Raw genomic sequence first — 23,897 nt, forward strand, 5'->3', positions numbered from 1 at the left:
CATGACCGCACCTAAGAAGATCCGGGTTTTGATCATCGACGACTCCGCCACGGTTCGTCAGACCCTGGCGGCGGTGCTGGAATCCGATCCGCAGATCGAGGTGATCGGCGTCGCCGCCGATCCGTTCGTGGCCGCCAAGCGCATCAGCGAGGAAATCCCGGACGTCATCACGCTCGACGTCGAGATGCCGCGCATGGATGGCATCACCTTCCTGCGCAAGCTGATGGCTCAGCGTCCCATTCCGGTGGTGATGTGCTCGTCCCTGACCGAGGTGGGGTCGGAGACCCTGCTGCAGGCGCTCGAGGCCGGGGCCGTCGATATCATCCTCAAGCCTAAGATCGGCGTCGCCGATCACCTGATGGAATCCAAGATCCGCATCTGCGACGCGGTGAAGGCCGCGGCCGGGGCCCGGCTGCCGGGGCAGCGCCGAGTCCCCTCTGCGACGATCTCGTCACCGACGCGTTCGGGACAAGAGCCGGATAAGAAACTGACCGCCGACGCCATGCTGCCGCCGCCGATCGGCGGGCGCGCCATGGCCCGCACCACCGAGACCATCGTCTGCGTCGGCGCCTCGACCGGCGGCACCGAGGCGCTGCGGGTCCTGCTGGAAGGTCTGCCGGCGGACTCGCCAGGCATGGTCATTGTCCAGCACATGCCCGAGAAGTTCACCGCCTCGTTCGCCAAGCGGCTGGACGGGCTATGCGCGGTCTCCGTCAAGGAGGCCGAGGATGGCGACACCGTGCTGCGCGGCCGCGTGCTGATCGCGCCCGGCAACAAGCATACCCTGCTGGAGCGCAGCGGGGCCCGTTACTATGTCTCGGTCAAGGACGGGCCGCTGGTCTCGCGCCATCGGCCTTCGGTGGACGTGCTGTTCCGCTCAGCCGCTCGCTCGGCTGGCTCGAACGCGGTCGGGGTGATCATGACTGGCATGGGCGATGACGGCGCGCGCGGCCTTGAGGAAATGAAACAGGCCGGCGCCTATACCCTGGCCCAGGACGAGGCGACCTCGGTCGTGTTCGGCATGCCCAAGGAAGCCATCGCCCGCGGCTGCGTCGACCGGATCGTGCCCTTGCACAACATCACCCAGGAAGTCCTGCGGGCTGCGGCGCGGTAAGGCGGGGGCTTCGACGCCTCTCCGCGTTTTTCAGAACAGCCCGTCGTCCGGATCTTCAACGGGCGCGACGGCGACGGGCGTGTCCTCGCCCAGATCCTCGACCCAGGCGCGATGGACCTCGCGCTCCTGAGCCATGGTGTATTGCTTGGCCAGTCGGCTCATCAGCGGCCGCAGCACGCCGACGATGTCTTCGTCTGGGACCTGCGGCTCGCCGGCCTCGTCCATGAGATCGCCAGCCGCCTGGTCGAGGACCGAGCCAATCTGGCGGTGAAAGTCGAACCGCTCGGCGGCCCGTCGCAGCATGTCGACCACGTCGGCGCCTTGGCGAGCGACGGCGGCGAGATCGTTTTCGACACCGTCCCCGGCCTTGGCGATGCGGGCGACCGCGCCGCCGAGGACGGTCGCCGCCGCCGCGGCGCCGCCCTTGGGGTCATCGATCACGTCGGGCTGGCTTGGCGCCTCGGCCGCGGAGGATAGGTCCTCGAGTAGGTTCAGGGTCTGGGCCGCGGACTTCTCCAGATGGATGGCGTGCTGGCGAAGTTCGACGGCGATCACGGCGAGGGGTTTGCCGGTCTCGCCGATGCGGCTGCATTTGAGGGTGGTGTTCAGCGCCATCATCTGGACATCGGCGCGAATGGTCTGGATGCCGGTGATGCGCGCGGTCAGGTCGCGGGCCGCCTCGGCCGCCGAACGGCTGACGTCCTCGGCCGCCTGTTCGCCGGCCGTCATGTCGCCCACCAGGCCAAGCGCTTGGCCGACATGGCTTTCCAGATTGCGCAGGAAGCCGCTCTCGGCGCCTTCGCTTTGCCCGTAGGCCAGGTCGCGCAGGCGCAGGATCTCGGACGCGTCGCTGGCCATGCCCGCGATGTTCACGCCGATCCGCGAGACATCGCGGTGGAAATCGTCCGCGGTCGCGGCCAGTTGAGCCGCCAGCAGGCGGTGCACGAAGGCTTCCGTCCGCTGACGTTGACCGGGCGACAAAGGGACGGCGACCTCCGCCAGAAATTGCAGCCCGGCCTGGACGTGCTCGATGCGCTGACGGGTGATATCGCCGATTTGCAGGGCTGCGAGGCCGCCGCCGACCTTCTTCTGGACGTCGCGCGCGAGGGCCGCGACGCTGACCGCGACGCCCGCGATCTTGGCGTGATGGGCGCCGATCGCCGTGGCGCTGGCCATCAGGGCGTCGGGCACGGCAGGCAACAGAGTCAGGCAACTGCGGCCCAGGTCGTGTTCCTGGGCCAGAGCCTTTCGCAGAGTCCGGTCAAGGCTCATCAGGTCGTCGTTGAAGGCGTCGAGCTGTGCGCGGCCCAGTTCGATGCAGTCGTAGATTTCCTGGGCGAAGATCGCGAACTCGGGGCCGGCTGCGGCAATGCCGCCGGAGGTGATCTTGATGTTGATGGCGAAGACCCGGAGATAGGCAAGATGCAGGCGCATCTCTTCGATGCGGCCAGCCAATCCGTCGCCGGCCTTGACCAGATTGCCCACGCGATCCCGGCGTGCATCGAGGCTGTCGGGCAGCGACCGCAGCGTTTCGGCGGCCTGCGCCAAATCCGCCGTCGTCGTCGTGACGGTCTCGGCGTCAAGGTTTGCACGCATCCGGTCGAGCGAAGCGATCAGCGTCCCGACGCCCTCGACCGCTCGCGACAGAACCTCGCCGGCCTCGAGAAACCGTCCTTCGATAGCCTGTCGAGCCGCTTCGAGGCGCGCGCCGATCTCCGCCCCCGAGAGCGGCGACATGGGCGGGGCCGAAGCGGCCAAGGATGATACCAAACCCATGAAATCGCCGGATTATTTCTCTTGAGCCACTATCAGTGGGATGTGCGAAGGTCAGGTAAAGATCGAACGCATTTCTCAACCTCAGGCGCTGATCGCTATGCCTTCCTCTTCGAAACTGGCGGCCTTGAAGACTTGGTCGATGGCGGCGAACAACACGGCGCTGGTGATCGGCTTTTCAAGGTGCAGATCTGCTCCGGCGTCGCGGCTGGCGCGAATGTGTTCGGGACGCGCGTTGGCGGTCAACATGATGATCGGCACGCGGCCGCCGCCGTCCGATGCTTCCCGCTCCCGGATCTCCCGGACAGCTGTCAAGCCGTCCATCACCGGCATCTGCATGTCCATCAAGATCAGGTCGGGCCCCGAAACCTTAAAGACATCGACCGCCTCGCGGCCGTTTTCGGCGATAAAGATCTCGGCCAGATCGGCCAGCATCAACTCGACGATCTTGCGGTTGGTCGGATGGTCATCGGCGACCAGAATTCGGGGAATCCCGGCCATCGAGGCAACGTCGTCGTGTGGCGCTGACGGGGTGGCCGTGTCGTGATCCGCGGGCAAGGGCAGCTCGAACCAGAATGTGGAACCAACGCCAGGCGTGCTGTCGCAGGACAGGGCCCCGCCCATCCGTTCGACCAACTCGCGGGCGATGGCCAGGCCTAGGCCCGAGCCACCGAACCGCCGGGTGAACGAGGTGTCGGCCTGCTGGAAGCGGTCGAAGATCCGGCTCTTCTCGGCGGCGTCGAAGCCGATGCCGGTGTCGGTGACGGAAAAGCGCGTGGCGCCGTTGGTTCCGGGGGCGATGTCGAGGGTGACCTGGCCTTGATCGGTGAACTTGACGGCGTTGCTGAGCAGATTGGTCAGCACCTGACGCAGGCGCGCCGAGTCGCCTGTCACAGTGAGATCGGCGCCGGCCGCCAGCCGGGTCTCGACCAGGACGCCTTTTTCCTCCGCGCGCAGGGCGCACAAGGCGGCGATCGAACGGGCCGCATCGCCCAGATGGAACGGGCCGTTCTCGATCACCACCTGACCGGCCTCGATCCGCACGACGTCGAGTATGTCCGATAGCAGACGCTCCAGGCTCTGGGTGGAGGTCTGAATGATATCGACCAGCTCCCGTGCCCGGGGCGATAGATCGTCCTTGGCCAACAGATCGGCCCCGGCGACGATGCCGTTGAGCGGTGTGCGGATCTCGTGGCTCATATTGGCCAGGAAGGCGCTCTTGGCCAGGCTGGCCTGCTCGGCCTGCTCCAGCGCCACCCGCAGCGAGGCTGCGGCCGCCTTCTGCGCGGTGACGTCCTGGCTCAGGGTGATCAGGTGTCGGGGGCCGACATCGTCGTAGGTGGCCATGGTCTTGGTCAGGAAATGGCGCGGCGCGACGGCGGGGTCGGGGCTCGCTGCCTCTTCGGAGACGTGCATCTCGCCCGTGCGCAGAACCCTGGACTCGCTGGCGGCCAGTCGCTTGGCGGCGGCGACGTCCAGAACGTCGAGCGTCGTCTTGCCGATCGCCTCGTCGGCGACGATGTCGAACGCGTCTTCCGCCGCGCGATTGATCAACACATAGCAGCCGTCCTCGACATTCTTCACGGTCAGCGGCGAGGGCAGGATTTGGATGACCGTTCGCAGGAAGGCCTCGGTCTCGACCTCCCGAGTGACGTCGCGCGCGGTGGCCAGCAGACGGATCACAGCGCCACTGCGATCACGAATGGGCGAGATGGTGGTGTCACAATAGGCGCGGGAATGTTGGGCCATGCCCAAAAAGGCGCGGAATCGGGCCATCTGACCTGCGAGGGCGCTATTGAAGGACCGGTCGAGAGAGAAGCGGCTTTCCTCCGGAAAAATCCACCGCCAATCGGGTAGGTTATCCGGTCCCGCGGGCAGCATCTCCTGGGCATGTCGGTTCAGGTGCTCGATCGAGCCGTCAAGGCGAAGAATCCAGGCGCAATCTTGGATGGCGTCCAGAATATCAGCGGCGCGGCACGCAGCTTCGCTGTTCAACGTTCGCCCTCCCGATCTTGCCGAAACATGTCGCAGCATTGCGCAGTCTTCGAGATCAGTAGGATCGACCGGAGTTGAAATAACCTTAAGTTGTTGCGCTTTGAATATGCGACGTCAGGCTAGTGCATCAAGAAACAGGTCAAATGGCTCGTGCGGGCATCAAAGCAATTGACTCCGGACATCGTCCGCCATCAAAGCGCCACGCATCGAAAGCGCCTTTCGCTTGGACTTCGGCTCAGCACGCGGAACTTCCGCCACAAGCATTTTTTCCACAAGTTCTTGCGCTTCCAACGCCGACACCGCATGACCAAACAGGAAGCCTTGGGCCTGCTCACACCCCTCCTGCTGCAGCCAGACATGCTGCTCAAGATCTTCCACGCCTTCGGCGATCACGGTGAGCCCGAGCCCCGCGCCGAGCCCGATCAGAGCCCTCACGATCGCCGCGCTATCCTGATCGCTGGCCATCGCGCCGATAAAGCTGCGGTCGATCTTGATCGTGTCGAGCTTGAAATTGCGCAGGTGATAGAGGCTCGAATAGCCGGTTCCGAAGTCATCGAGGGCGATTCTGACGCCACTCTGGCGGAGCCCTCCAAGGATGCGCTGCGCCGCCTCCAGATCTCCCACAAGCGCGCTCTCGGTAATTTCGAGCTCCAATCGGTGAGGCGGCAGGCCTGTTGATTGGAGAATATCGAGAATTCTGGCGCCGAGTGTCGCATCGGCCAATTCCCGTGGCGACAAGTTGAAGGCCAGCTTTCCACTGGGCCAAGTCACCGCGTCACAGCAAGCGCTTTGCAGCAGACTATCCGTCAAGTCTCCGATCAAACCGGCATGTTCCGCGATAGGAATAAAGCGGCTTGGCTCGATTTCACCAAGTTCAGGGTGCCGCCAGCGGGCAAGCGCCTCAAAGCCGAGGAGCCGACCCGTTTTGAGGTCAATCAGCGGCTGATAGTGCGGGCGAATATCCGGCGTCCCAATGGCGAGGCGCAGATCGCGCTCAAGCCGGTCGTGCTCTCGGACCCTGCGGTCCATTTCCGGTTCGAAGAAGCATAGCGCGCTCACGCCTTGCTTTTTCGCGAGATAGAGGGCCACATCCGCCTGTCGCGTCAGCGCCACCGGATCGTCGCTGTCTTGCGGCGAGAGCGCGATTCCAATCCCGGTGCCAAGACGATGCTCGCGCCCACCGGCCATGACGGGCTGCGCGAAACTCTCGATGATTCTCAGCGCTATGTTGGTGGCGGCTTCCGGACCGTTCAGGTGCTGAGCGATGATCGCAAATTCGTCACCGCCGATCCGGGCGACCAAATCGCCTTCTCGCACGGAGCGTCGCAGGCGGTTCGCCGCCTGGATCAGAGCCTCGTCTCCGACCGGATGTCCGTGGACGTCGTTGATCTTCTTGAATCCGTTCAAGTCGAGCATCATGACGGCGTGGGCCGCGTTGGCGCTCGGCGGAGCGCCGAGCGCCGCCTTGAGCGCGGCGTCGAACTGCCTGCGGTTGGGCAGGCCCGTGAGGGGATCCTCCAGGGCCAGCGCCCGCGCCTCCGCCTCAGCGGCGCGGCGCAACAATGTCTCGCGCCGCTGTGCTCGCAAACGGGAGAAGGAAAAAAGTCCCAGCGCGACCGAGGTCAGCGCCAAAGTCTCATCGAGCTCCAGCATCCTTGCTTGTTGCGCGACATCTTGCCGAGGAAATATCTTGAACTGCCAAAACAGAACAGACCCAAAAATTAACACCACAGCGATTGCAACACAATCTATAATTGTAAATCTATGGCGTCGCATGAAATCTTTTATTTCCGGACTAGAATGTATGTGAAGTATCGAATTGAACATCTGGGCCATCCCTCGTTTACAGGGCTGAGGCCATACCTCAACTGAACTTCCATATGCGTCGCCCAGACACGTTAATGGAGGAATAATATTTGACTCAAGCGGCAGTGTGGGAGACCGAATGATCGGCCCGTCAAGGGTTTGGATCGGCGCGGCAAATCGCCACTGCGATCAAAAGGGAGTGGTGGAGACAAGGGGCTGCGTCGAAATCTCGTGCCCGCTAAGATTCGCCGTCCAGACGATGGCGGCCACGGCCACCATGAACCGCTTCGAAATGCCCACAGGGCTATTTTGAACGCGTCCGAACGCATTCCTCGGGACTCAACCTCGCTCCGGCTTGGACCAGGCCGCAGCGGGCCTTAGGATGACGCAGCGGCCGCGCGGGGCCTTTATCAAACCGCATGATGTTGCCCGAGCGTTCGCCTCGGAGCCTGATAGCGGGCAGCGCGCCTCAACGCGCCGCCCAATGTGTCAAGCCTTCGCCACCCGCCCCTTCGCCGACGCTTTGGGCGGGCTCTTTACTTTGCGCCCGCCTTGCCCAAGACCCAAGGCCTTAGCCATGGCGCTGCGGGCCTCGCTATAGCTCGGAGCCGTGGTCGGATAGTCGTTGGGCAAGCCGTATGTATCCTTGTACTCCGCGATCGTCATGCCATGTCCGGTAAGATGACGCTTGAGAGTTTTGTAGCGCCTTCCATCAACAAAGCTGACCAGAGCATCGTGCGTTATGCTCTTTCGAATTTGCGCCGGTGTCGGCTTGGAAATCGGCTCTGCGGCCGGCTCGTCCTGTATTGTATTTACGCCCGCGAGAGACGCATGAATGCTCTTGATCAGAGCGGGCATTTCGGTGACTGCGACGCTGTTGTTACTGACATACGCAGCAACGATCTCTGCCGTCAGCGCGATCGTCGCTGCATTCGCTTCGTTCATGGTCCAGCCTCTCAAATGGAATCGAACGGCGAAGCTCGCACTGAACGCTCAGAGCAACAACACTGTACGCCTTTGATGATATGGATAGCTGTCGCTCCCTCGCCACGCGACTTGACGAACTCACGGCGAGGCCGGTTGGCGCCATGTCTCGTCGCGCCAAACATGCGTAACGGCGACACCCTACGCAGGATCGGACGTGCGCGCCCTTTGGCGGAACCGGCCGTCGCCATGAGCCAAACGACCAGCGCTGCGAAGCCGAAAATCGGGGTGTTGGAAGGGTCGTGCGAGGACCCCTGGGGCTTTTGGCGCGAGCGCTTGAGCATGCCGCCAAGCTCCCCGACCGGGCCGGAACCAACGCCGAGCCCCACGTCGGCGAGGATTACGCCATCACCTGTCTTTGCCCGCCAGACCACGCGGCGGCGGGTCGCCCGGCCTGCCCTTTACGAAAAATGAAGACTGTAAGGAGCCACGCGCATCGCGCGTGGCGGGACGCGCCGTCGTGCAGTCGGCTGCGTCCATCCGGCCTCCAGACCGGCGGCGAGCGGTTCGAGCGCTTAGTCTGGGCGAGCGGGAGGAAATCTCCCGAGGGCTCAGCAGCCGCTGCTCGCTGCGGGGGATCGCTCGGTCGCTGGGTCGATCGCCATCGACGATCAGTCGCGAGATCCTGCGCAACGGCGGGCCAGAACAGTATCGAGCGACCAGCTCCGATCAGGCGGCGTGGGACCGGGCCTTGCGTCCGAAGCGATGCAAGCTGGCTTGCCGGCCCGCCCTGGCCCGGACAGTATCTGGCAAGCTGCGACGGAAATGGTCGCCCGAGCAGATCGCCGGCTGGCTCAACGTCCTTCGCCGAAGCCTGACCAAGATCACGAGAAGACCAGGCAAAACATCTGGTTTGCCCTAGACGACAGCCGTCCCCTCGCCTTCTTCGCTGGAATCTGGACGCCTCACGCCTGCGTCCGAATGAAGAGCAAGGGGTGGGAAGAAATCGAGGCCTACGGCTTCCTGACCACGGAGTCGGCCGAGCCGGTAAAAACCTACCACTCCAAGGCCATGCCCGTGATCCTGACCGAGCCGGCGGAATGGGATCTCTGGATGAGTGATGCGCCCTGGACGGAAGTCGCCCAACTCCAACGCCCGCAGCCGGAGGGCAGGCTCAAGATCCTCGCCCGCGGCGGCAAGGGCGACGACGTCATTCCAGCCTAACTAGGTGCCCTTCGCCGGCGCCCAAGACCACGGCCCATCGTAAAGGTGCGGGAACACAGCATATCGTGGGAACCGCATCCTCCCTCCCCTGTGCAAGTGAACCTTGCGCCCAGATCGGCGATCCTGAGTTTGGTCCGGTTGCCAAACTTCTCCACCAGGTCAGGCGGCGTCCACTCGATGAGTCGGGGACAGTCCCGGCAGCAAATGGCCAGAGAATACCCCTTCGCCAGGAAGGTCTCGATCGTGTCGTTGCCCACCTGGTCCAGGTGAAACCGCTTCAGCAGGTGCGGCGTAGGACGTGTGAGAGTCGATGGCGGACGATCGGCGGGCACGGGTCACCAGATGACGGCGGGCGCGGAGCGACCGCGTTCTTGAGTTTTTCTACATCTGCGGCGACGCCGGTTATAGAGCCGATCAATAGGCTTGCGCCGGCCGGGAAGAAAGTTGCCCCTTTCGACCCGTCCGCCAGGCTCAGTGGTTCCTGGCTTTCGCTGCCAGATCCGCTTGGCTCTCGCCGGAGAGCCATTTGCTGAGATTCAGTCGCTGTAGGCGTTTGGAGTCGTGGAAATCGTAGGAACCGCTTGGTTGAATTGAGTGTCGGGCTTCGCTCGACGCCGTATGTGGGGGATGCCGGGTGGGAGGGCGCGTAGCGCCCGGGGCGAAGCTGCGTAGCAGCGCAGCGAGCCGGCGGGGGCGTAGCCCCCAAGAGGCGGTGTCTTGCGGCGCGTTTTGCGCCGGATTTTCGTTAGAAGAGATTCTGTTAGATAAGGGAAGTTAGGTAGTTAAGGTTGAAAAATCTCCGCCAACTGCCTGTTTGTAAAGGAGCTTTTAGCCTACGTGGTTCCTAATACCACGTGCTTCAGTTCCTGTTACCACGTAGGGCGGTTCCTTAAACCACGTGCCGATAAGTTCCTGAAACCACGAGGGAAACGGTTCCTAATACCACGATGTGGGCAGGTTCCTGGTACCACGTGCCTCCGGCGACTTCGAGCGGCCGTTCTGGTTCCTAAAACCACGATAGCAAGCGGCTTCCGATCGGTTCCTGAAACCACGACAGGGCCTCGGGCGGGTTCCTGAAACCACGTGCGCCTCCGCGCCGGTTCCTAATACCACGACACCCCCAAGGAGACCGGGTTCCTAAAACCACGACAGGTCCACTGCCCCCCTATCCCAACCTATTTGCCCCGGGGCTCGCCGAATCGTAGAGAATCGGCGCTTGATCGGGGACTCAACGTCGCTGGCGGGTTCCTAAAACCACGACCCAGCAATCGCCGCATTGACCCCGGTTCCTAATACCACGTGCCTAGCTGGGCATGACGCAACGGGGGTCGCTGCAGGCTTTGGCGAAGCCCTCCGGCTTGTGCCCGTCCTCCATCCAACGCGACCAGGCCCCCTCGAAGGCCCTGGGGTCTCTGTCTGCGTCGATCCACGCCGCGCGTGCATCCTCCCATCCTCGCTGAGCCGTATCGGCCCCACGTCGCTCCCTGGCCGCCTCGACAACGAACGCGCGGTCCACGAAATGAACGGCTGGGCTGCCATCGGCAGTCGTCGTTTCCCGCATCGCGTAGCGGGGAAGCTCATCGGACCGACACATCTCGCGGATCCGGAACGTGAACTTCTTGAACGGCGACTCCGAGCCCGTTTTTTCATAAAGGGTCGACATCTTGGAAACCCAGCCGGCCTTTTGGTTGCCGGCATGCTTACGGGCCACGCGATAGATCGCGCGCTCAATGCCGCCGGTCAGCAGGAAATACTCCCGGTCCAGCGTCAGGATGTTGCCGCTCATGATGCCGTCCAGGAGCCAGTCAGGGATCCGAAGGGTCAGCGTCTTCAACTGCTCGGGATTGTCGTCAGACTCCCCTTCACCCTCGATGTCGCCCAGATAGTGGAAGGCGGTATAGCGCCGCTTGCCGGCCCGGATGTTGGTCTCGACTTCCGTGGTCCGCAGGCGCCGGATAGCCCGTAAAAGCTCGATGTAGTCCTGCCCGCTCGTCCCGCGCGCGATGCCTTTCAGTAGCTCATACGGCGTTGTGTGGATGATCGGGCGGATGTCGTTTTCGCGGTTATCGCGCTGCTGCACGATCCGCGAAATGCACCAGATCAGGATGTCCGCATCCCAGATCGTCGCCATGCCGTGGGTCGGGTTGGCGGTCACCTTGATGTAGAGCTTGCCGTCCGGGGTGTTGTACTGGATCGGCTTGTTGCGCTTGCGCTTGGAGATCGAGAAGAACGGCCGCTCCATCATCTCCGCGCTGTCCTTGGGCGCGTAGTCAATCAGGTCGTTGATGAAGAAATCCCGCACCGGGTGCGGGTCGTTGCGCGTGCTCATCGCTCACCCATCGGAGGCTTGCCGGCGGCGACGAACAGAAGGTCCAGGCCTTCACCGATCAACGCCTGAACGGTGACACCCCGTTCGACGGCCAGCATTTTCACGCGGCGCTGCATCTCGGCCGAAAAGTAGCCTGCGACCATGCTCTTGCCGACCCGCGCCTTAGGCACGAACCCGGACAGCGACCCCTCGGTGACGCTCTGTGATGCCGTCGGTCGAGCCATCTCATCTCCGAGAATCGGTCAGTTAAATCCGTGTCCACATGTGGAGTTTGGGCAAGGTCGGTGACGAAGTCCACCTCAAACCCTCCAGGGCCCCCCGCTTAAAAAAAGCCAATGGCTCTGCTTGCCTTCACTCGCAAACGCTACGCAAGGTGGAGTGGCTCGTTCCAGCGGCTCCATCCCTGATGGCGCTACTTGAGCGTCACCGTGTCTTTCCATGTCGCATTTATTTCCTTATGCGACATTTCAAGTGAGCGTTTGATGAAGCGTCGCGTGTCCGCAGCCAAACAACCAAACCTGACGTTCACGTCAGGATTGCGTGCCGCCGCCAGCGCAATTTCTGCATCCGCGAGTGTGGAATTGGGCCCGGCGAGTATGGCCCATGGTTGACCTGGCCGCGCTGTTCGAGCTTGCCCAGCGCTGCGCGCCGACCATCGCTCCGATGACGATGGTCAGCATCGTTCAGGTCGAAAGTCGCGGAAATCCGCTCGCCATCAATGTGAACCGCGCGCCGGATCCGCCCCCGGCCGGTAGTCGCGAACAAGCTATCGCCACGGCCGAACGGCTGATCGCACAAGGCCAAAACCTCGACCTGGGTTTGGCGCAGATCAACAGCAGGAACCTGGCCCCGCTCGGCCTGACGGTCGCCGACGCCTTTGAGCCCTGTAAAAACCTCGCGGCGTCCGCAACGCTCCTACAGGCCAACTACGTCGCGGCCGCCCGCCTCGCTCCCGCACAACAGGCGCTGAGGATGGCCTTCTCAGCCTACAACACCGGCAATCATCGGCGCGGGTTTCTCAACGGCTACGTAGCCAAGGTAGAGGCCGAGGCCATCAAGCTTTCGCCTGGCGCGATCAGCGGAGCCAGCGGGATAAAGCCAGCCCTGCCGCCTGCGCTGCAAGCGGCGGTCGAGGCCGCCGCTGAGAACATCGGCGGGGGCGAACAGACGGCGAGCAAACCATCGCTCGACGTCTTCGCCAGGGGCGCCTCGCGCACCATCGTCGTCTTCGGCGGGGGCGGACAGTGATCCTCCACGCCATCATCCGTAATGACCGCTGCCGTCCTCTCGACATATGTTGGGTTCCTCAGAAAGCTTGGGAACCCCGAATGTCCGATCGGACGATCCGCGAACGACTTCTCACGAGCCTACGCCCGAGCGGCGGAGCAATCGTGGCCGTTCGGATCGTCGAGGCGAGTGACGGCACATGGTCCATGTACGTCAAGCTTAGTTGGAAGGTCGGCGAACACTTGGTCGCCGTCTACCGCTCTGCTCAACCGAAGCGGTACAAATCTTTGTCCGCTGCGGTCGCCCATTGTCGCGCCGCCTATCAATACCGTGGCTCGATAATCCTCGAAACGGAGATACAGGAGCCCCTCCCCCATGATGAGCCCCCAAGCCATCACTAAGCCTGCCATTGCGCCGGCAACGCTTACGAACCGGCGCGCCGGCGCTGTCGCTTTGGCCGCGATTGTTTTGGCCTTTGGCCTGGTCGAGCCCGCCGCGGCTCAATCGGTCGGCGTCGAAACGCTTCTCCAGAACGTGGTCAACTTCTTCACCGGCAACACCACGCGGCTGCTAGCGATCCTGGCGGTGATCATCATGGGCATCCTGGCGATGTTCGGCATCTTCGACTTCCGCCGGATGGCAATCGTCGTCGTTGGCATGGTCGTCGTATTTGGCGCCGCCCAGATCGTCAGCATGGTCACGGGGAGCGGGGCCTAGGCCCCGTTCGCCCGGCGCGCCGCCTTTGGGGGGCAGGTGCGCACCGAGCGGTCACGCTCATGCAGGACGAATACATTACAGAAGACACGCTGTTCCTGGCCTGCACGCGGCCGGCGATGGTGCTGGGCGTGCCGGTCGAAGCCATGGCGCTCAATGTCATGCTGAGCGGCACGATCTTCTTGGCCGCCAACAATCTGGCTTACCTGTCGGTGGGCGTCGCGCTGCACTTTCTGTTCCGCGCCGTGGTCAAGCACGACCACAACGCCTTTCGCGTCCTTCTCATGTGGCTCGAAACCAAGGGCCGGGCCCGAAATCGCGCCTGGTGGGGCGGCAGTTCGCACTCGCCCCTTCCTGTCGTGCGCCACTACTCCGGCAAGGATTTCCCCAATGGATAGCGGCGCTGCAAAGCGAACAGGTCCAGCGTCTATCGCTGGCCCGATGGTCTTGAGGCGCGAACCTCAGCCCGGCGCCAATCTACCCTATGCGCGCCACGTCTCTGACCATGTGGTCGCGCTCGACACCCGCGCGATGATGGTCTGCTTCAAGCTCGACGGAGCCTCGTTCGAAACCGCTGACGTGCGAGATTTGAACGACTGGCACGCCAAGTTGAACAACGCCTGGCGCAACATCGCCGACGAGCGGCTGGCCATCTGGCACCATGTCGTGCGGCATGAAGATCGAGGCTATCCCGAGGGCCAGTTCGCCTCCGACTTCGCCAGGGATCTCGACGCCGCCTATCGCGCCCGCGTGGGTGCAACTCGCCTCTTCACCAATGACCTCTACATCACCCTGACCCTTCATCCGGGAAGAGATGTCGGCGACAAGCTGGGCGCCCTCCTCCACCGGCTGAGTGCGGGAAGTAAAGCTGGGCTCGAGGTCGATGAAGATGCGATCCGTCTGTTGGAAGACAAGGCTCGCGATCTCCTTCAGTACCTTGGTCGATACGGTGTCCGGCTCCTGGGCCTCTACGACCACAACGGTCTGGCCTTCTCTGAGCCGATGGAACTGTTGCATCTGGTGCTCACCGGCCGGCGCCAACGCATCCCCCTGGTGCGCGGACACCTCGGCGCGGCAATCTACACCGCGCGGGTGATCTTCGGGCGCGAGGCGCTCGAGATCAGAGAACCGGGCGACGAAAAATACGCAGGGATCTTCGGGGTCAAGGAGTACCCCGCGACCACCCGGCCTGGCCTGTGGGACGGGCTGCTTCGCTCGCCCTATCCCTTCGTCGCCACTCAATCGTTCGCGTTCCTATCCAAGGCGTCTGCGCGCGCCGTCATGGAGCGAAAGCAGAACCTTTTAATCCGCTCCAACGACCGGGCCGCCTCTCAGGTGCAAGGTCTCGATGACGCGATCGACGATCTGGTGAGCAATCGCTTCGTCATGGGCGAGCACCAGTTCTCGCTCCTTGTCTATGGCGAGACGACCAAGGCCCTGGCCGACAACATGTCGGCCGCACGCGCAACCCTGGCGGATTCAGGCCTGGTGGTCGCTCGTGAGGACCTTGCGCTTGAAGCGGCGTTCTGGTCGCAGTTCCCAGGCAATTTCGCCAAACGTTGCCGGCCGGCGGCGATCAACTCGCGCAACTTCGCCGCCCTGGCCCCCTTCCACACCTACCCATCGGGCCAGGCTGCGGGAAACCATTGGGGCCCTGCCGTCGCGCTTCTCAGGACGTCGGCCAAGTCGCCATTTTACTTCAATTTCCACGTCGGCGACTTGGGCCACACCTTCATCTGCGGCCCATCGGGCTCGGGCAAGACGGTCGTTCAAAACTTCATGCTCGCCCAGCTGGAGAAGTTCGACGTGCAGCGGGTCTTCATCGACAAAGACCGGGGCGCTGAGATCTTCGTGCGGGCTTCGGGCGGCACCTACCTGACTCTGAAAAACGGCGCGCCAACCGGCTTTGCCCCGTTTCGCGCCTTGGAGTTCACACCGCGAAACGTCGTCTTCCTCACCCAGCTCGTGCGTAAACTGGTGACGCCTGCTGATCGGGCTCTGACGGTCCAGGAGGAGCGCCTGATCAGCGACGGCGTCGCCTCGCTCGAACCCCTCGCCCCCAACCAGCGATCCCTTACCGCATTGCGCCAGCTCCTTGGTCAGCGGGACGCTGAAGGCATCGGCGCCCGGCTTGAACGCTGGACGCGCGCGGGACCGCTTGGCTGGGTGCTCGACGGCGACGCCGATCAGGTCGGGCTCGACGCGAAATTGCTCGGCTTCGACATGACGGACTTCCTCGACAACGCCGAGGTCCGCACGCCGGTCATGATGTATCTCATCCATCGGCTAGAAAGCCTGGTCGACGGGCGACGCTTGGTCGTCGATATCGACGAGTTCTGGAAGGCTCTGGGCGACGAGGCTTTCAGAAACCTCGCCCAGGACGGACTGAAAACCTACCGCAAGAAGAACGCCTTCATGGTGTTCGGCACGCAAAGTCCGGCCGACGTGCTCCGTTCTGAGATCGCCCACACTATCCTCGAGCAATGTCCGACGAAGATCTTCCTGCCTAATCCCTACGGCCAGGCGCGGGACTACGTGGACGGCTTTGGCCTCACCAACGAGGAGTTCCGGCTGATCCGCGAGGAGCTTTCGCCCGAGTCCCGGCGGTTCCTCGTCAAGCAAGGCCACAACTCGGTTGTCGTCGAACTGAACCTCGACGGTCTGGACGACGCCCTTTCGATCCTCTCTGGCCGAACCGAGACCGTCGAGCTGCTCGACAGGATCCGCACGACGCACGGTGACGATCCAGTCGACTGGAGCCCAGCCTTTCAACAAGAACGACGGAGATCCTGATGAGAACGCGCTTTCTTCTACCCTTCGTCCTGGCTGCCGCGACGATCGCAGCGCCGGCCAGTGCTCAGATGGTCGTGACCGACCCCGGCGCTTACACGCGGATGCTTTCGCAGTTGAATCAGGCTCGCGCCCAGCTCGCCGAGTTGCAGACACAAGTCCGCCAGGGCGCGGAGATGGTCGATCAGGGCAAGCGCCTCTACGCCGGAATGACCGGGCTGACTAACGTCAACAGCTTGGGCGGCGTGCTGAACAACCCGGCGCTTCGCCGCTATCTGCCAGCTGAGGTTCAGGACACTGGAAAGCTCCTGAACGGAACGCTCACCGACATGGGCTCGATCGGATCGCGGGCGACCTCGATCCGCGACGCCAATCGACTGTTTACGCCGGCCACTGAGGGGTTGTCGCTCGCCCAACGCTACTACCAGGACGCCCTTGTCAAATCGGGCGACCGGGCGGCTCGCGACGTGGCGCTGGGCGAGAGCGCCTACAAGGCCGCTGGGCAGCGCCAGGCTGGCCTGGATCAACTGCGCCTCGCGCTGAACACCGCGTCCACGCCGAAGGAGGTGATGGACCTGCAGGCCCGCATCGCAGCCGAACAGGCGATGATCAACAACGACCAGATGCAACTCCAGGGCCTAGCAATGATACAGGACGCCGAGAAGCGCATGGCGGATCAGCGCGACCGGGAAGCAAGAGCCGCGCAGTACCAGCAGACAATGGCCGACTACAAAGGAGGCTTCTGATGCGGAAGCTTGCCATCCTGACCGCAACGGTGGCCTCCAGCGTTTTGGCAGGCTGTCAGCCTGCGCCGCGGTCCGTGTCGTATTTCGACGCCAATCCCTCCGAGCGGTCGGCCGTGCTGTCGAATTGCCAGACCGGAAGCCATCGGGGAACTGAATGCAAGAACGCTCAGGCCTCCACGGAAAAGGCGAGCAAACTCAAGACGATGAACGACTACCGGCGCGGCTTCTAGGGCGGGGACGCAGACATGCCGGCACAAATATTCGGACCGTCCTACGACTACGTCGATACCCGGCTCGAGGCCGTGTTGCACGACGGTCTGAGCAACGTAATCGCCCACGTTGCCGGCCCGCTTCGCATCGCCCTCGTCCTCTACGTGGTGCTTTATGGCTGGGCCATCATCCGAGGGTCGATCACCGAACCGATCATGGACGGCGTGATCAGGCTCGTGAAGCTCTGCTTTATCTACACCATTGCGACGACAGTGGCTTACAACGCCTTCGTCACAACCCCGCTCTTTACAGACCTGCCCAATTGGTTGGCCGAGGCGATCAGCGGCAGTCCCACCCCTGGGGTTGGTGGTGCGTTCGACGGCTTCTTCAATCGCGGGGGATACCTCGCAACCAAGATTTTCTCGACAGCTTCGATGACCGACCCAGGCCCGTATGTGACCGGCGGCGCAGTGTGGATCGTCACCGCCCTTACCGCCGCGCTAGGCTTTGGAATCGTCATGCTTGCCAAGCTTGCTTTAGCGATCTTGGTCGCGCTTGGCCCGATTTTCATCGCCCTCCTTGTGTTCGAACAGTCCCGCCAGTTCTTCTACGGCTGGCTGAAGCAGAGCGTGAACTATCTCGTCCTCTTCGCCCTGATCATCACCGTGTTTCAGCTCATTCTCGGCTTGGTCGAAGGCCAGTGGGCGAACATCGACGGACAGGCGGATCCTACGGCCGGCGGCCTTTTGTTCATCGCGCTGTCTGCGTTGGGCATGATCTTCTTTCTGCAGACCCCAAATATCGCAGCTGGCATCGCGGGCGGCGCCGCAGCAGGCCTTGGCGATTTCGCCAATGCCGCCCGCGCCATGACCTCTGGCCAGCCCGTGAAATCCATTCCCACCGGCAACGGCGGGAACGGACGCGGCGGCGGCTCGGTCGCTCCATCCTCATCCGGCTCGTCCCGCAACGGCCATCCGCGCCGGTAGCCCCGCGTCATCTGGAGATCCGCGAATGCTTCGTCCAATCGTCCTGACGGCGTGCCTGATCGCTCTCAGCTCCCACTCGGCCGCTATTGCCGGCAAGCCCAAGTCCTGCAGCGGACATAGCCGCCGGCCGGCCAATCCCAACGGATCGGTCCTGCCGGGAACGACGGTTGCCGCGGTCACGGCTCCAATCGCCGCGCCCCCCACGCCCGGGCCAGATGGCCGCCCGGCCCGTGTCCCGGCGCCAAGCACCATCGTTCCGTCGATATCCGGAACCTCGGTCCCGGCTCCCGCCAGGAAGGGCAGAACCAAGAAGGTCTCGGCCCTCGCGCCCGGCCAGTACCCCAGCTGCCAGGAGGTGCTGGGATGACGGGCGTGGCGTCAAATGACCTCAAGGCCTATTTTGACGAGGCTCGGCGCTGGGATCAGGACCGTCTGAAGTCGGCGGAACGGTCCAAGCGCGTGGCCTGGACCGTGGCCATCCTGGCGACCACCGTGGCGATCGCCGCCTCGACAGCTGTCGCGGCGCTCGCGCCCTTGAAGTCCGTCGAGCCCTACGTCGTTCGGGTGAACCAGACGACCGGCTCGGTTGACGTCATGACCGGCCTGACGGGCGAACGGGGCGTCACCTATAACGAAGCGGTCAGCAAATCCTTCCTCGCCCAGTACGTCCGGGCTCGGGAGGGCTACCTCCCTCCGGCCGCGCAAGAAAACTTCCAGTTCGTCACGATCCTCTCGACCCCGGAGGAACAACAGCGCTGGGCCGACCTCTATCGAGCGACCAATCCCCAGAGCCCACAGGTCGTCGTTGGCGCTGCTGGCTCGGCCACGGTCTTGATCCGCAACATCACCTTCATCAACGACAAGGTCGCCAACGTCAGGTTCTCCAAGACGGTCCGCCTCGGCCAAGAGGTCAAGACCACCGACTGGATCGCCACCCTGACCTTTGCCTACACCAAGGCGCCGATGCTTGAGTCAGACCGCATCCGCAACCCGCTCGGGTTCCAGGTCGACAGCTATCGCGCCGACCCGGAGATTTCCCAATGAGGTCGTGCCTGCTCGCCGCCTGCGCCGGCGTCGCCTTCTTTTCCTTCGCAGGAGCCGCTGCGGCGGTTGAGGTCCCCAAGGCGGGGCAGTCGGATCCTCGGGTCAAATGGGTCAACTACGACCCCTGGCAGGTCTATCGCATCATCGGCACATTCCGAACCGCCACCCAGATCGTCTTCGACCCGCGCGAGGAGATCCAGCACGTGGCCCTGGGCGATACGGTGTCGTGGGAGGTCGCGGCAGAGACCAACATCCTCTTCGTCAAGCCGCGCGAAAAGGGCATGCCGACCAATTTGATCGTCACGACCCGTCGTGGCTCGGAACTGCGCAACTACACCTTCGAACTTGGGATCCGTTCGGGCCCGATCACCGCCACCTCGGCCGACACCTATTTCCAGGTCAGGTTCAGATATCCCGACGACGAGCGCGCGGCCCTCGCCAGGACCATCGTTGGCCAAGCCGCCGCCATCGAGGGCGCTCGCACCGGCCTGATGCTGGACCACGCTGTGGTCGAGGGCCCAAGAAACCTCAACTACACGGTCCAAGGCTCCTCACGGATTCAGCCGTCTGAAGTCTCCGACAACGGCCAGTTCACCGTGCTGCGTTTCCCGGCCAACCAGGAGCTGCCCAGCTTCTTCATGACCCTGCCGGACGGATCCGAGAGCCAGGTGCCGTTCGATGTCCGCGACGAGTTCGTGGTTTTGCACACCGTCGCCGCCAAGCTGGTCCTGCGCCGGGGCCGCGAGGTGCTCTGCATCTTCAACGAGGCCGTCACGCCCTACGGCGTCACCCACGGCACGGGCACGGCCTCCGCCAACGTCGATCGCACCATTCGCACGGGTCAATGACGATGACTGATCACCACGACACCAGCACCGGTTCCACTGCGCCTGATGCGCAAGCTGCATCGCCCGCCGACCCGTTCGCAGGGCGACGTGCGGCCGCGGAACACAGCGCCGCACCTCGCTCGACCGATCAAGGCGGCGGCGTCCCGGGCGAACGGGGGATCTCGCCCGTCGCCGGCCGCATGAACACTCCACAAGCCAAGATCGCCGGGATCGCTGGCATGGTCGGCGTGGCGGCCTTGTTGATAGGGGTCACCTGGGATCGAGGCGACGCCAAGCCGACAAAGCCCAAGGACCCGGCCCGGCAAACGGTTCGCTATGACCAGGTCGCCCCGACCGATACAGCTCCGCTCCCGCCCGCACCGACACTCGCCGCCGGCGCTATCGATCCGGCGACTGGCCAACCCCTCGCGCCTGGACAGGTCGTGCCCGCGCCCGTCGCCGGAGCAGGCGGCTCCGCCTCCAGCGCATCGGCTCCTCGCGAAAGCTTGTCGGACCCCACCCGCCGCGCCCCGCTGGTCGCCTTCAGCCATAGCGGTTCGCCCCCAGCCGGCGGCGCCGCTGGTGGGGCTGAAGCCATCCTCGCCAGCGCGCAAGGCGCGCCCGCCCGGCAGGCGACCGAACTTGAAAACCTGCGACGTGGCTCGGCGATTACCACGGCGCGCGCCACCGTGCTGGGCGATCGCAACTACTTGATCCTGGCCGGCACGCAGATCCCCTGTGTCCTGCAAACGGCGATGGACTCCTCGTTGCCAGGCTACACCACCTGCATCATCCCGCGCGATGTGCTCTCCGACAACGGCCGAGTGGTCCTGTTGGAGAAGGGCACCAAGGTCCTGGGCGAATATCGCGGCGGGATGCAGCGCGGACAGCGTCGGCTCTTCATCCTATGGACCCGGGCCGTCACGCCACGCGGGATCGCCATCGATCTAGCTTCGCCGGGCGCGGACGCCCTGGGACGCAGCGGCTTTGGTGGCGACATCGACAATCGCTTCTTCGAGCGTTTTGGCGCAGCGTTGTTACTGTCTCTGGTCGACGACGGCGTCTATGCCGCCACGGCCGGTAACGGCCGCAACTATCAAAACACCGCCCGTGTGCCCTCCGAGGTCGCCAACACAGCGTTGGAGGGTTCGATCAACATCCCACCGATCCTGCGCAAGAACCAGGGCGAGGACGTCGGGATCATGGTCGCTCAGGACTTCGACTTCTCTGACGTCTACGGCGTGAAGGCGCGATGATCGCCGACAGCTCGGTCCTGCTGCACTACATGCAGCCGCTGCAGCGTCTTCTCGAGCCCGCCGACGTCACCGAGCTGGTGATCAATCGGCCGGGGGAAGTGGGCGTCGAGGGCGCAAAGGGGTGGTCGTGGTTCGAGGTTCCAGAGCTGACCTCGACCTGGTTGGCCACCCTGTCCAACGCGGCGGCTGCCTTTTCACGCCAGGACGTCAACGCCGAGACCCCGATCTGCTCGACGGTCCTGCCGCAAGGCGAGCGCTGCCAAATCGTGCTGCCGCCGGCCGTCCCCGAGGGCACGGTGTCGATCACCATCCGCAAACCCTCCACGGTGACCTTCGGCATGGACGACTTCACCGCGTCGGGTCTCTTCGAGGAGACCATGTTGACCTCGGACGCCCTGGGCGATGACGAACAAGAGCTGCTTCGCCTGCGCGACGAACGCCTATGGCCGGCCTTCTTCGACCTAGCGGTCCGATCCCGAAAAAACATCCTGATCAGCGGCGCCACGGGCTCGGGCAAAACTACCTTCAGCAAGGGCCTGGTTCGGCTGATCCCCGACCACGAGCGGCTTTTGACGATCGAGGACACCCGCGAGCTGACGGTTCCCCATCGCAACGTCGTCCACCTGACCTACTCCAAGGACCAACAGGGCCTGGCCAAGATCGGGCCCAAGCACTTGTTGGAAAGCGCGCTGCGCATGCGGCCCGACCGGATCCTGCTTCAAGAGCTGCGCGACGGCACTGCCTTCTTCTACCTGCGCAACGTCAACTCAGGTCATCCCGGCTCGATCACAACCGTCCACGCCGACTCCGCTGCCTTGGCTTTCGAACAGCTGACCCTGTTGGTCAAGGAATCCGAAGGCGGCCGCGATCTTTCCCGCGATGACATCCGTGGCCTTCTCCACCTGCTGGTCGATGTCGTCGTCCAGATGCGCAAGGTGGACGGCCGTTTCCGAATGACGGAGCTCTATTATGACCCGGTTCGCAAGCGCCACGCCGGCCGGTAAGGCCGCCATCCTAGTCGCCTCGGCGCTCCTGCTGCTGGTGCTGTGGGCGGTGCTCACCACGCTGGGGACCCTGATCGGACTTGGACGCCTTGGCGCGAACGTCGATTTCGCGGCCGTGCCTGGCTGGCTCTGGGTCTATCGCGGCCATCTCCAGGTCCAGCTCTGGTTCAAGGTCTCAGCCTTGGGATCTGGATTGCTCATCTTGATCATCGCGGCGATGGCGGGCTTGCGCATCCGCCGGCCGTTGCATGGCTCCGCGCGCTGGGCCAATGAGGGCGAAATCCGGCGCGAGGGCCTGCGCGCCAAGCAAGGGATCATCCTCGGGCGCAAGGGCGCTGGATACCTGGTCTTCGGCGGAAATGAGCACGTGATGCTCTATGCGCCGACCCGCACCGGCAAGGGTGTCGGCGTGGTGATCCCAAACCTTCTGAACTGGACCGACAGCGTCGTCGTCCTGGATATCAAGAAGGAGAATTGGGACGCGACGGCCGGCTTTCGCGCCAAGCATGGTCAGCAGGTCCTGATGTTCGATCCGCTCGATCCGGAGGGCCGCACGGCCCGCTATAACCCGCTGGCCTACATCGACCGCACGAGCGCGATCGACACCTTGGACGAGCTCCAAAAGCTCGCCACCATGCTCTTTCCTACGCCGGATAAAGGCGATCCCTTCTGGTCGGAGGCCGCCCGGACAGGCTTTGTCGGGGTCGGGGCCTATGTCGCCGAGAGCCCGCAATTGCCGTTCACGATTGGTGAGATCTACCGGCAGCTCACCGGCGGCAATCCCAAGGTCAAGTTCCCCGCCCTGGTCGAGGCCCGCGCCGGCGGCAAGGACGCTCTGTCGCCCGGGGCGGTCAACGCGCTCAACGACTTTTGCTCCGCGTCCGACAACACGTTCGCATCCATCAAGCAGACTATCACCTCGCGCATGAACCTGTGGCTCAATCCGCGGGTCGATGCAGCCACCAGCGCCAGCGATTTTGACCTTCGTGATCTGCGATCCAAGCCGATCTCGATCTATCTGGGTGTCACGCCCGACAACATGGCCCGGGTCGCTCCCCTCTATAATCTCTTCTTCCAGCAACTGGTGGACCTCAACACGCGCGAGTTGCCGGGCGGCGGACGCCACCCCATCCAGGTCCTGGTCCTTCTCGACGAGTTCGCCCGGATCGGGCACGCCTCCGTGATCGCCAAGGGGTTCTCCTACGTTGCCGGCTACGGCCTTCGCCTGTTGCCGGTCCTCCAAAGTCCCTCTCAGCTGCGCGCCGAATACGGTCCCGACGTCGCCGACGAGATCATGACCAACTGCGGCGTCGAGGTCGTCTTCACGCCCAAGGAACTGAAGGTCGCCCAGGACCTCTCCGAGCGCCTCGGCTACTACACGTTCGAGGGACGCTCCAAGTCGCGGCCGACCTATCTGGGTGAGGGCAAGCGCACGACGACAGAGAGCGACCAACGCCGGGCGCTGATGCTTCCCCAGGAGCTGATCCAGATGAGCAAGGACACGCTCATCATCATGCGCGGTGGCATCGCGCCCATTCGAGCCTCCAAGATCTATTTCTTCAAGAACGCCGACTTCACCAAGCGCCTGTTGCCGCCTCCGCCGATCACGCCCTTGGCGTCGGCCGGGCCTGCCGGACAGCCACCCGCAAATTCGGACGATCGCCTGGACGCCATCACCGCCGACTTGGCGGCCCTCAGCCAAACCGTCAATGAGATCCACGCGCGCGTGGTCGAGCGCGCCCTGACCGTGAGCGAAGCCGCCGGCGACGCGGAGCTGGACCTGGGCGCGATCTCGCTGGAGCTGGACGCCATCGACATGGACGACCTTCCGGCCGGCGCCACCGAGGCGGAATCCGAAGACTGGATCAACCGCTACATCAACTCGGGGCTCTTGGAAGAAGCGATCGAACGCTAACGCGCAAAGGAGG

20 protein-coding genes and 1 pseudogene are annotated in these 23,897 nt (G+C 63.7%); 15 read left to right on the plus strand and 6 right to left on the minus strand.

The genetic code is table 11. From position 1 onward, the window contains the following. Position 1 precedes the first annotated feature (1 nt). Positions 2–1,114 (plus strand): protein-glutamate methylesterase/protein-glutamine glutaminase, encoded by a 1,113-nt coding sequence (locus ASD21_RS06975; protein WP_056438696.1) that lies wholly within the window; start codon positions 2–4, stop codon positions 1,112–1,114. Between the two features lie 30 nt (positions 1,115–1,144). Here the strand turns inward: ASD21_RS06975 and ASD21_RS06980 are convergent, their stop codons facing one another. The 4 genes from ASD21_RS06980 to ASD21_RS23245 form a co-directional block, all read right to left on the minus strand. Next, positions 1,145–2,851: a hypothetical protein gene (locus ASD21_RS06980; protein WP_235524853.1), complete on the minus strand. Its 1,707-nt coding sequence runs from the start codon at positions 2,849–2,851 to the stop codon at positions 1,145–1,147. A gap of 120 nt (positions 2,852–2,971) precedes the next feature. Beyond that, on the minus strand, positions 2,972–4,882 hold the full coding sequence (locus ASD21_RS06985; RefSeq protein ID WP_162250214.1) for a hybrid sensor histidine kinase/response regulator: 1,911 nt from the start codon (positions 4,880–4,882) through the stop codon (positions 2,972–2,974). Positions 4,883–5,041: 159 nt separating this feature from the next. Further along, positions 5,042–6,535 carry a putative bifunctional diguanylate cyclase/phosphodiesterase gene (locus ASD21_RS06990; protein WP_056438704.1) on the minus strand — a complete coding sequence of 498 codons (1,494 nt, stop codon included), beginning with the start codon at positions 6,533–6,535 and terminating at the stop codon, positions 5,042–5,044. A 642-nt stretch (positions 6,536–7,177) separates the two neighbouring features. After that, complete coding sequence (locus ASD21_RS23245; protein WP_082554661.1) at positions 7,178–7,633, minus strand: MucR family transcriptional regulator; 456 nt, start codon at positions 7,631–7,633, stop codon at positions 7,178–7,180. A 499-nt stretch (positions 7,634–8,132) separates the two neighbouring features. Here ASD21_RS23245 and ASD21_RS25210 point away from each other — a divergent pair. Both ASD21_RS25210 and ASD21_RS23255 read left to right on the plus strand, forming a co-directional pair. Beyond that, positions 8,133–8,294 (plus strand): annotated as a pseudogene (locus ASD21_RS25210) (helix-turn-helix domain-containing protein); the annotation flags it as partial. Positions 8,295–8,377: 83 nt separating this feature from the next. Further along, entirely contained in the window at positions 8,378–8,836 is a 459-nt protein-coding gene (locus tag ASD21_RS23255; protein ID WP_082554662.1) for an SOS response-associated peptidase family protein, read from the plus strand. 1,303 nt (positions 8,837–10,139) lie between these two features. Here ASD21_RS23255 and ASD21_RS07000 read toward each other — a convergent pair. Continuing rightward, positions 10,140–11,165 (minus strand): replication initiator protein A, encoded by a 1,026-nt coding sequence (locus ASD21_RS07000; RefSeq protein ID WP_056438709.1) that lies wholly within the window; start codon positions 11,163–11,165, stop codon positions 10,140–10,142. After that, positions 11,162–11,389, minus strand: a complete 228-nt coding sequence (locus tag ASD21_RS07005) for a ribbon-helix-helix domain-containing protein (RefSeq protein ID WP_056438710.1) — start codon at positions 11,387–11,389, stop codon at positions 11,162–11,164. The genes ASD21_RS07000 and ASD21_RS07005 overlap by 4 nt, the downstream gene beginning before the upstream one ends. 379 nt (positions 11,390–11,768) lie before the next feature. On the opposite strand from ASD21_RS07005, the gene ASD21_RS07010 reads away from it, so the two are divergent. From ASD21_RS07010 to ASD21_RS07060, 12 genes are all read left to right on the plus strand, one after another. Further along, entirely contained in the window at positions 11,769–12,413 is a 645-nt protein-coding gene (locus tag ASD21_RS07010; RefSeq protein ID WP_056438712.1) for a lytic transglycosylase domain-containing protein, read from the plus strand. 354 nt (positions 12,414–12,767) lie between these two features. After that, positions 12,768–13,109: a TrbC/VirB2 family protein gene (locus ASD21_RS07015; RefSeq protein WP_235523782.1), complete on the plus strand. Its 342-nt coding sequence runs from the start codon at positions 12,768–12,770 to the stop codon at positions 13,107–13,109. Between the two features lie 59 nt (positions 13,110–13,168). After that, complete coding sequence (locus tag ASD21_RS07020; RefSeq protein ID WP_056438714.1) at positions 13,169–13,504, plus strand: type IV secretion system protein VirB3; 336 nt, start codon at positions 13,169–13,171, stop codon at positions 13,502–13,504. Continuing rightward, the gene (locus ASD21_RS07025) at positions 13,497–15,899 is read left to right on the plus strand and encodes a VirB4 family type IV secretion/conjugal transfer ATPase (protein ID WP_056438716.1); all 2,403 of its coding nucleotides are present in this window, start codon (positions 13,497–13,499) and stop codon (positions 15,897–15,899) included. Before ASD21_RS07020 ends, ASD21_RS07025 begins: the two co-directional genes overlap by 8 nt. Next, entirely contained in the window at positions 15,899–16,642 is a 744-nt protein-coding gene (gene virB5, locus ASD21_RS07030) for a P-type DNA transfer protein VirB5 (protein WP_056438719.1), read from the plus strand. The genes ASD21_RS07025 and virB5 overlap by 1 nt, the downstream gene beginning before the upstream one ends. Further along, on the plus strand, positions 16,642–16,872 hold the full coding sequence (locus tag ASD21_RS23850; protein ID WP_156390604.1) for an EexN family lipoprotein: 231 nt from the start codon (positions 16,642–16,644) through the stop codon (positions 16,870–16,872). The genes virB5 and ASD21_RS23850 overlap by 1 nt, the downstream gene beginning before the upstream one ends. Positions 16,873–16,887: 15 nt before the next feature. Next, complete coding sequence (locus ASD21_RS07035) at positions 16,888–17,838, plus strand: type IV secretion system protein (RefSeq protein WP_056438721.1); 951 nt, start codon at positions 16,888–16,890, stop codon at positions 17,836–17,838. A gap of 363 nt (positions 17,839–18,201) precedes the next feature. Then, positions 18,202–18,882, plus strand: coding sequence for a virB8 family protein (locus ASD21_RS07040; protein WP_056438725.1), 681 nt, complete (start codon positions 18,202–18,204; stop codon positions 18,880–18,882). Continuing rightward, a complete protein-coding gene (locus ASD21_RS07045) occupies positions 18,879–19,730 on the plus strand; it encodes a TrbG/VirB9 family P-type conjugative transfer protein (RefSeq protein WP_056438727.1) in 852 nt (283 codons plus the stop codon). Before ASD21_RS07040 ends, ASD21_RS07045 begins: the two co-directional genes overlap by 4 nt. A gap of 2 nt (positions 19,731–19,732) precedes the next feature. Then, positions 19,733–20,965: a type IV secretion system protein VirB10 gene (gene virB10 / locus ASD21_RS07050; RefSeq protein WP_200941404.1), complete on the plus strand. Its 1,233-nt coding sequence runs from the start codon at positions 19,733–19,735 to the stop codon at positions 20,963–20,965. Beyond that, positions 20,962–21,969, plus strand: coding sequence for a P-type DNA transfer ATPase VirB11 (gene virB11, locus ASD21_RS07055; RefSeq protein WP_235523783.1), 1,008 nt, complete (start codon positions 20,962–20,964; stop codon positions 21,967–21,969). The genes virB10 and virB11 overlap by 4 nt, the downstream gene beginning before the upstream one ends. Then, a complete protein-coding gene (locus tag ASD21_RS07060) occupies positions 21,935–23,884 on the plus strand; it encodes a type IV secretory system conjugative DNA transfer family protein (protein ID WP_056438730.1) in 1,950 nt (649 codons plus the stop codon). Before virB11 ends, ASD21_RS07060 begins: the two co-directional genes overlap by 35 nt. Positions 23,885–23,897 lie beyond the last annotated feature (13 nt).

Source organism: Caulobacter sp. Root1455, from assembly GCF_001426905.1.
Classification (GTDB): domain Bacteria; phylum Pseudomonadota; class Alphaproteobacteria; order Caulobacterales; family Caulobacteraceae; genus Caulobacter.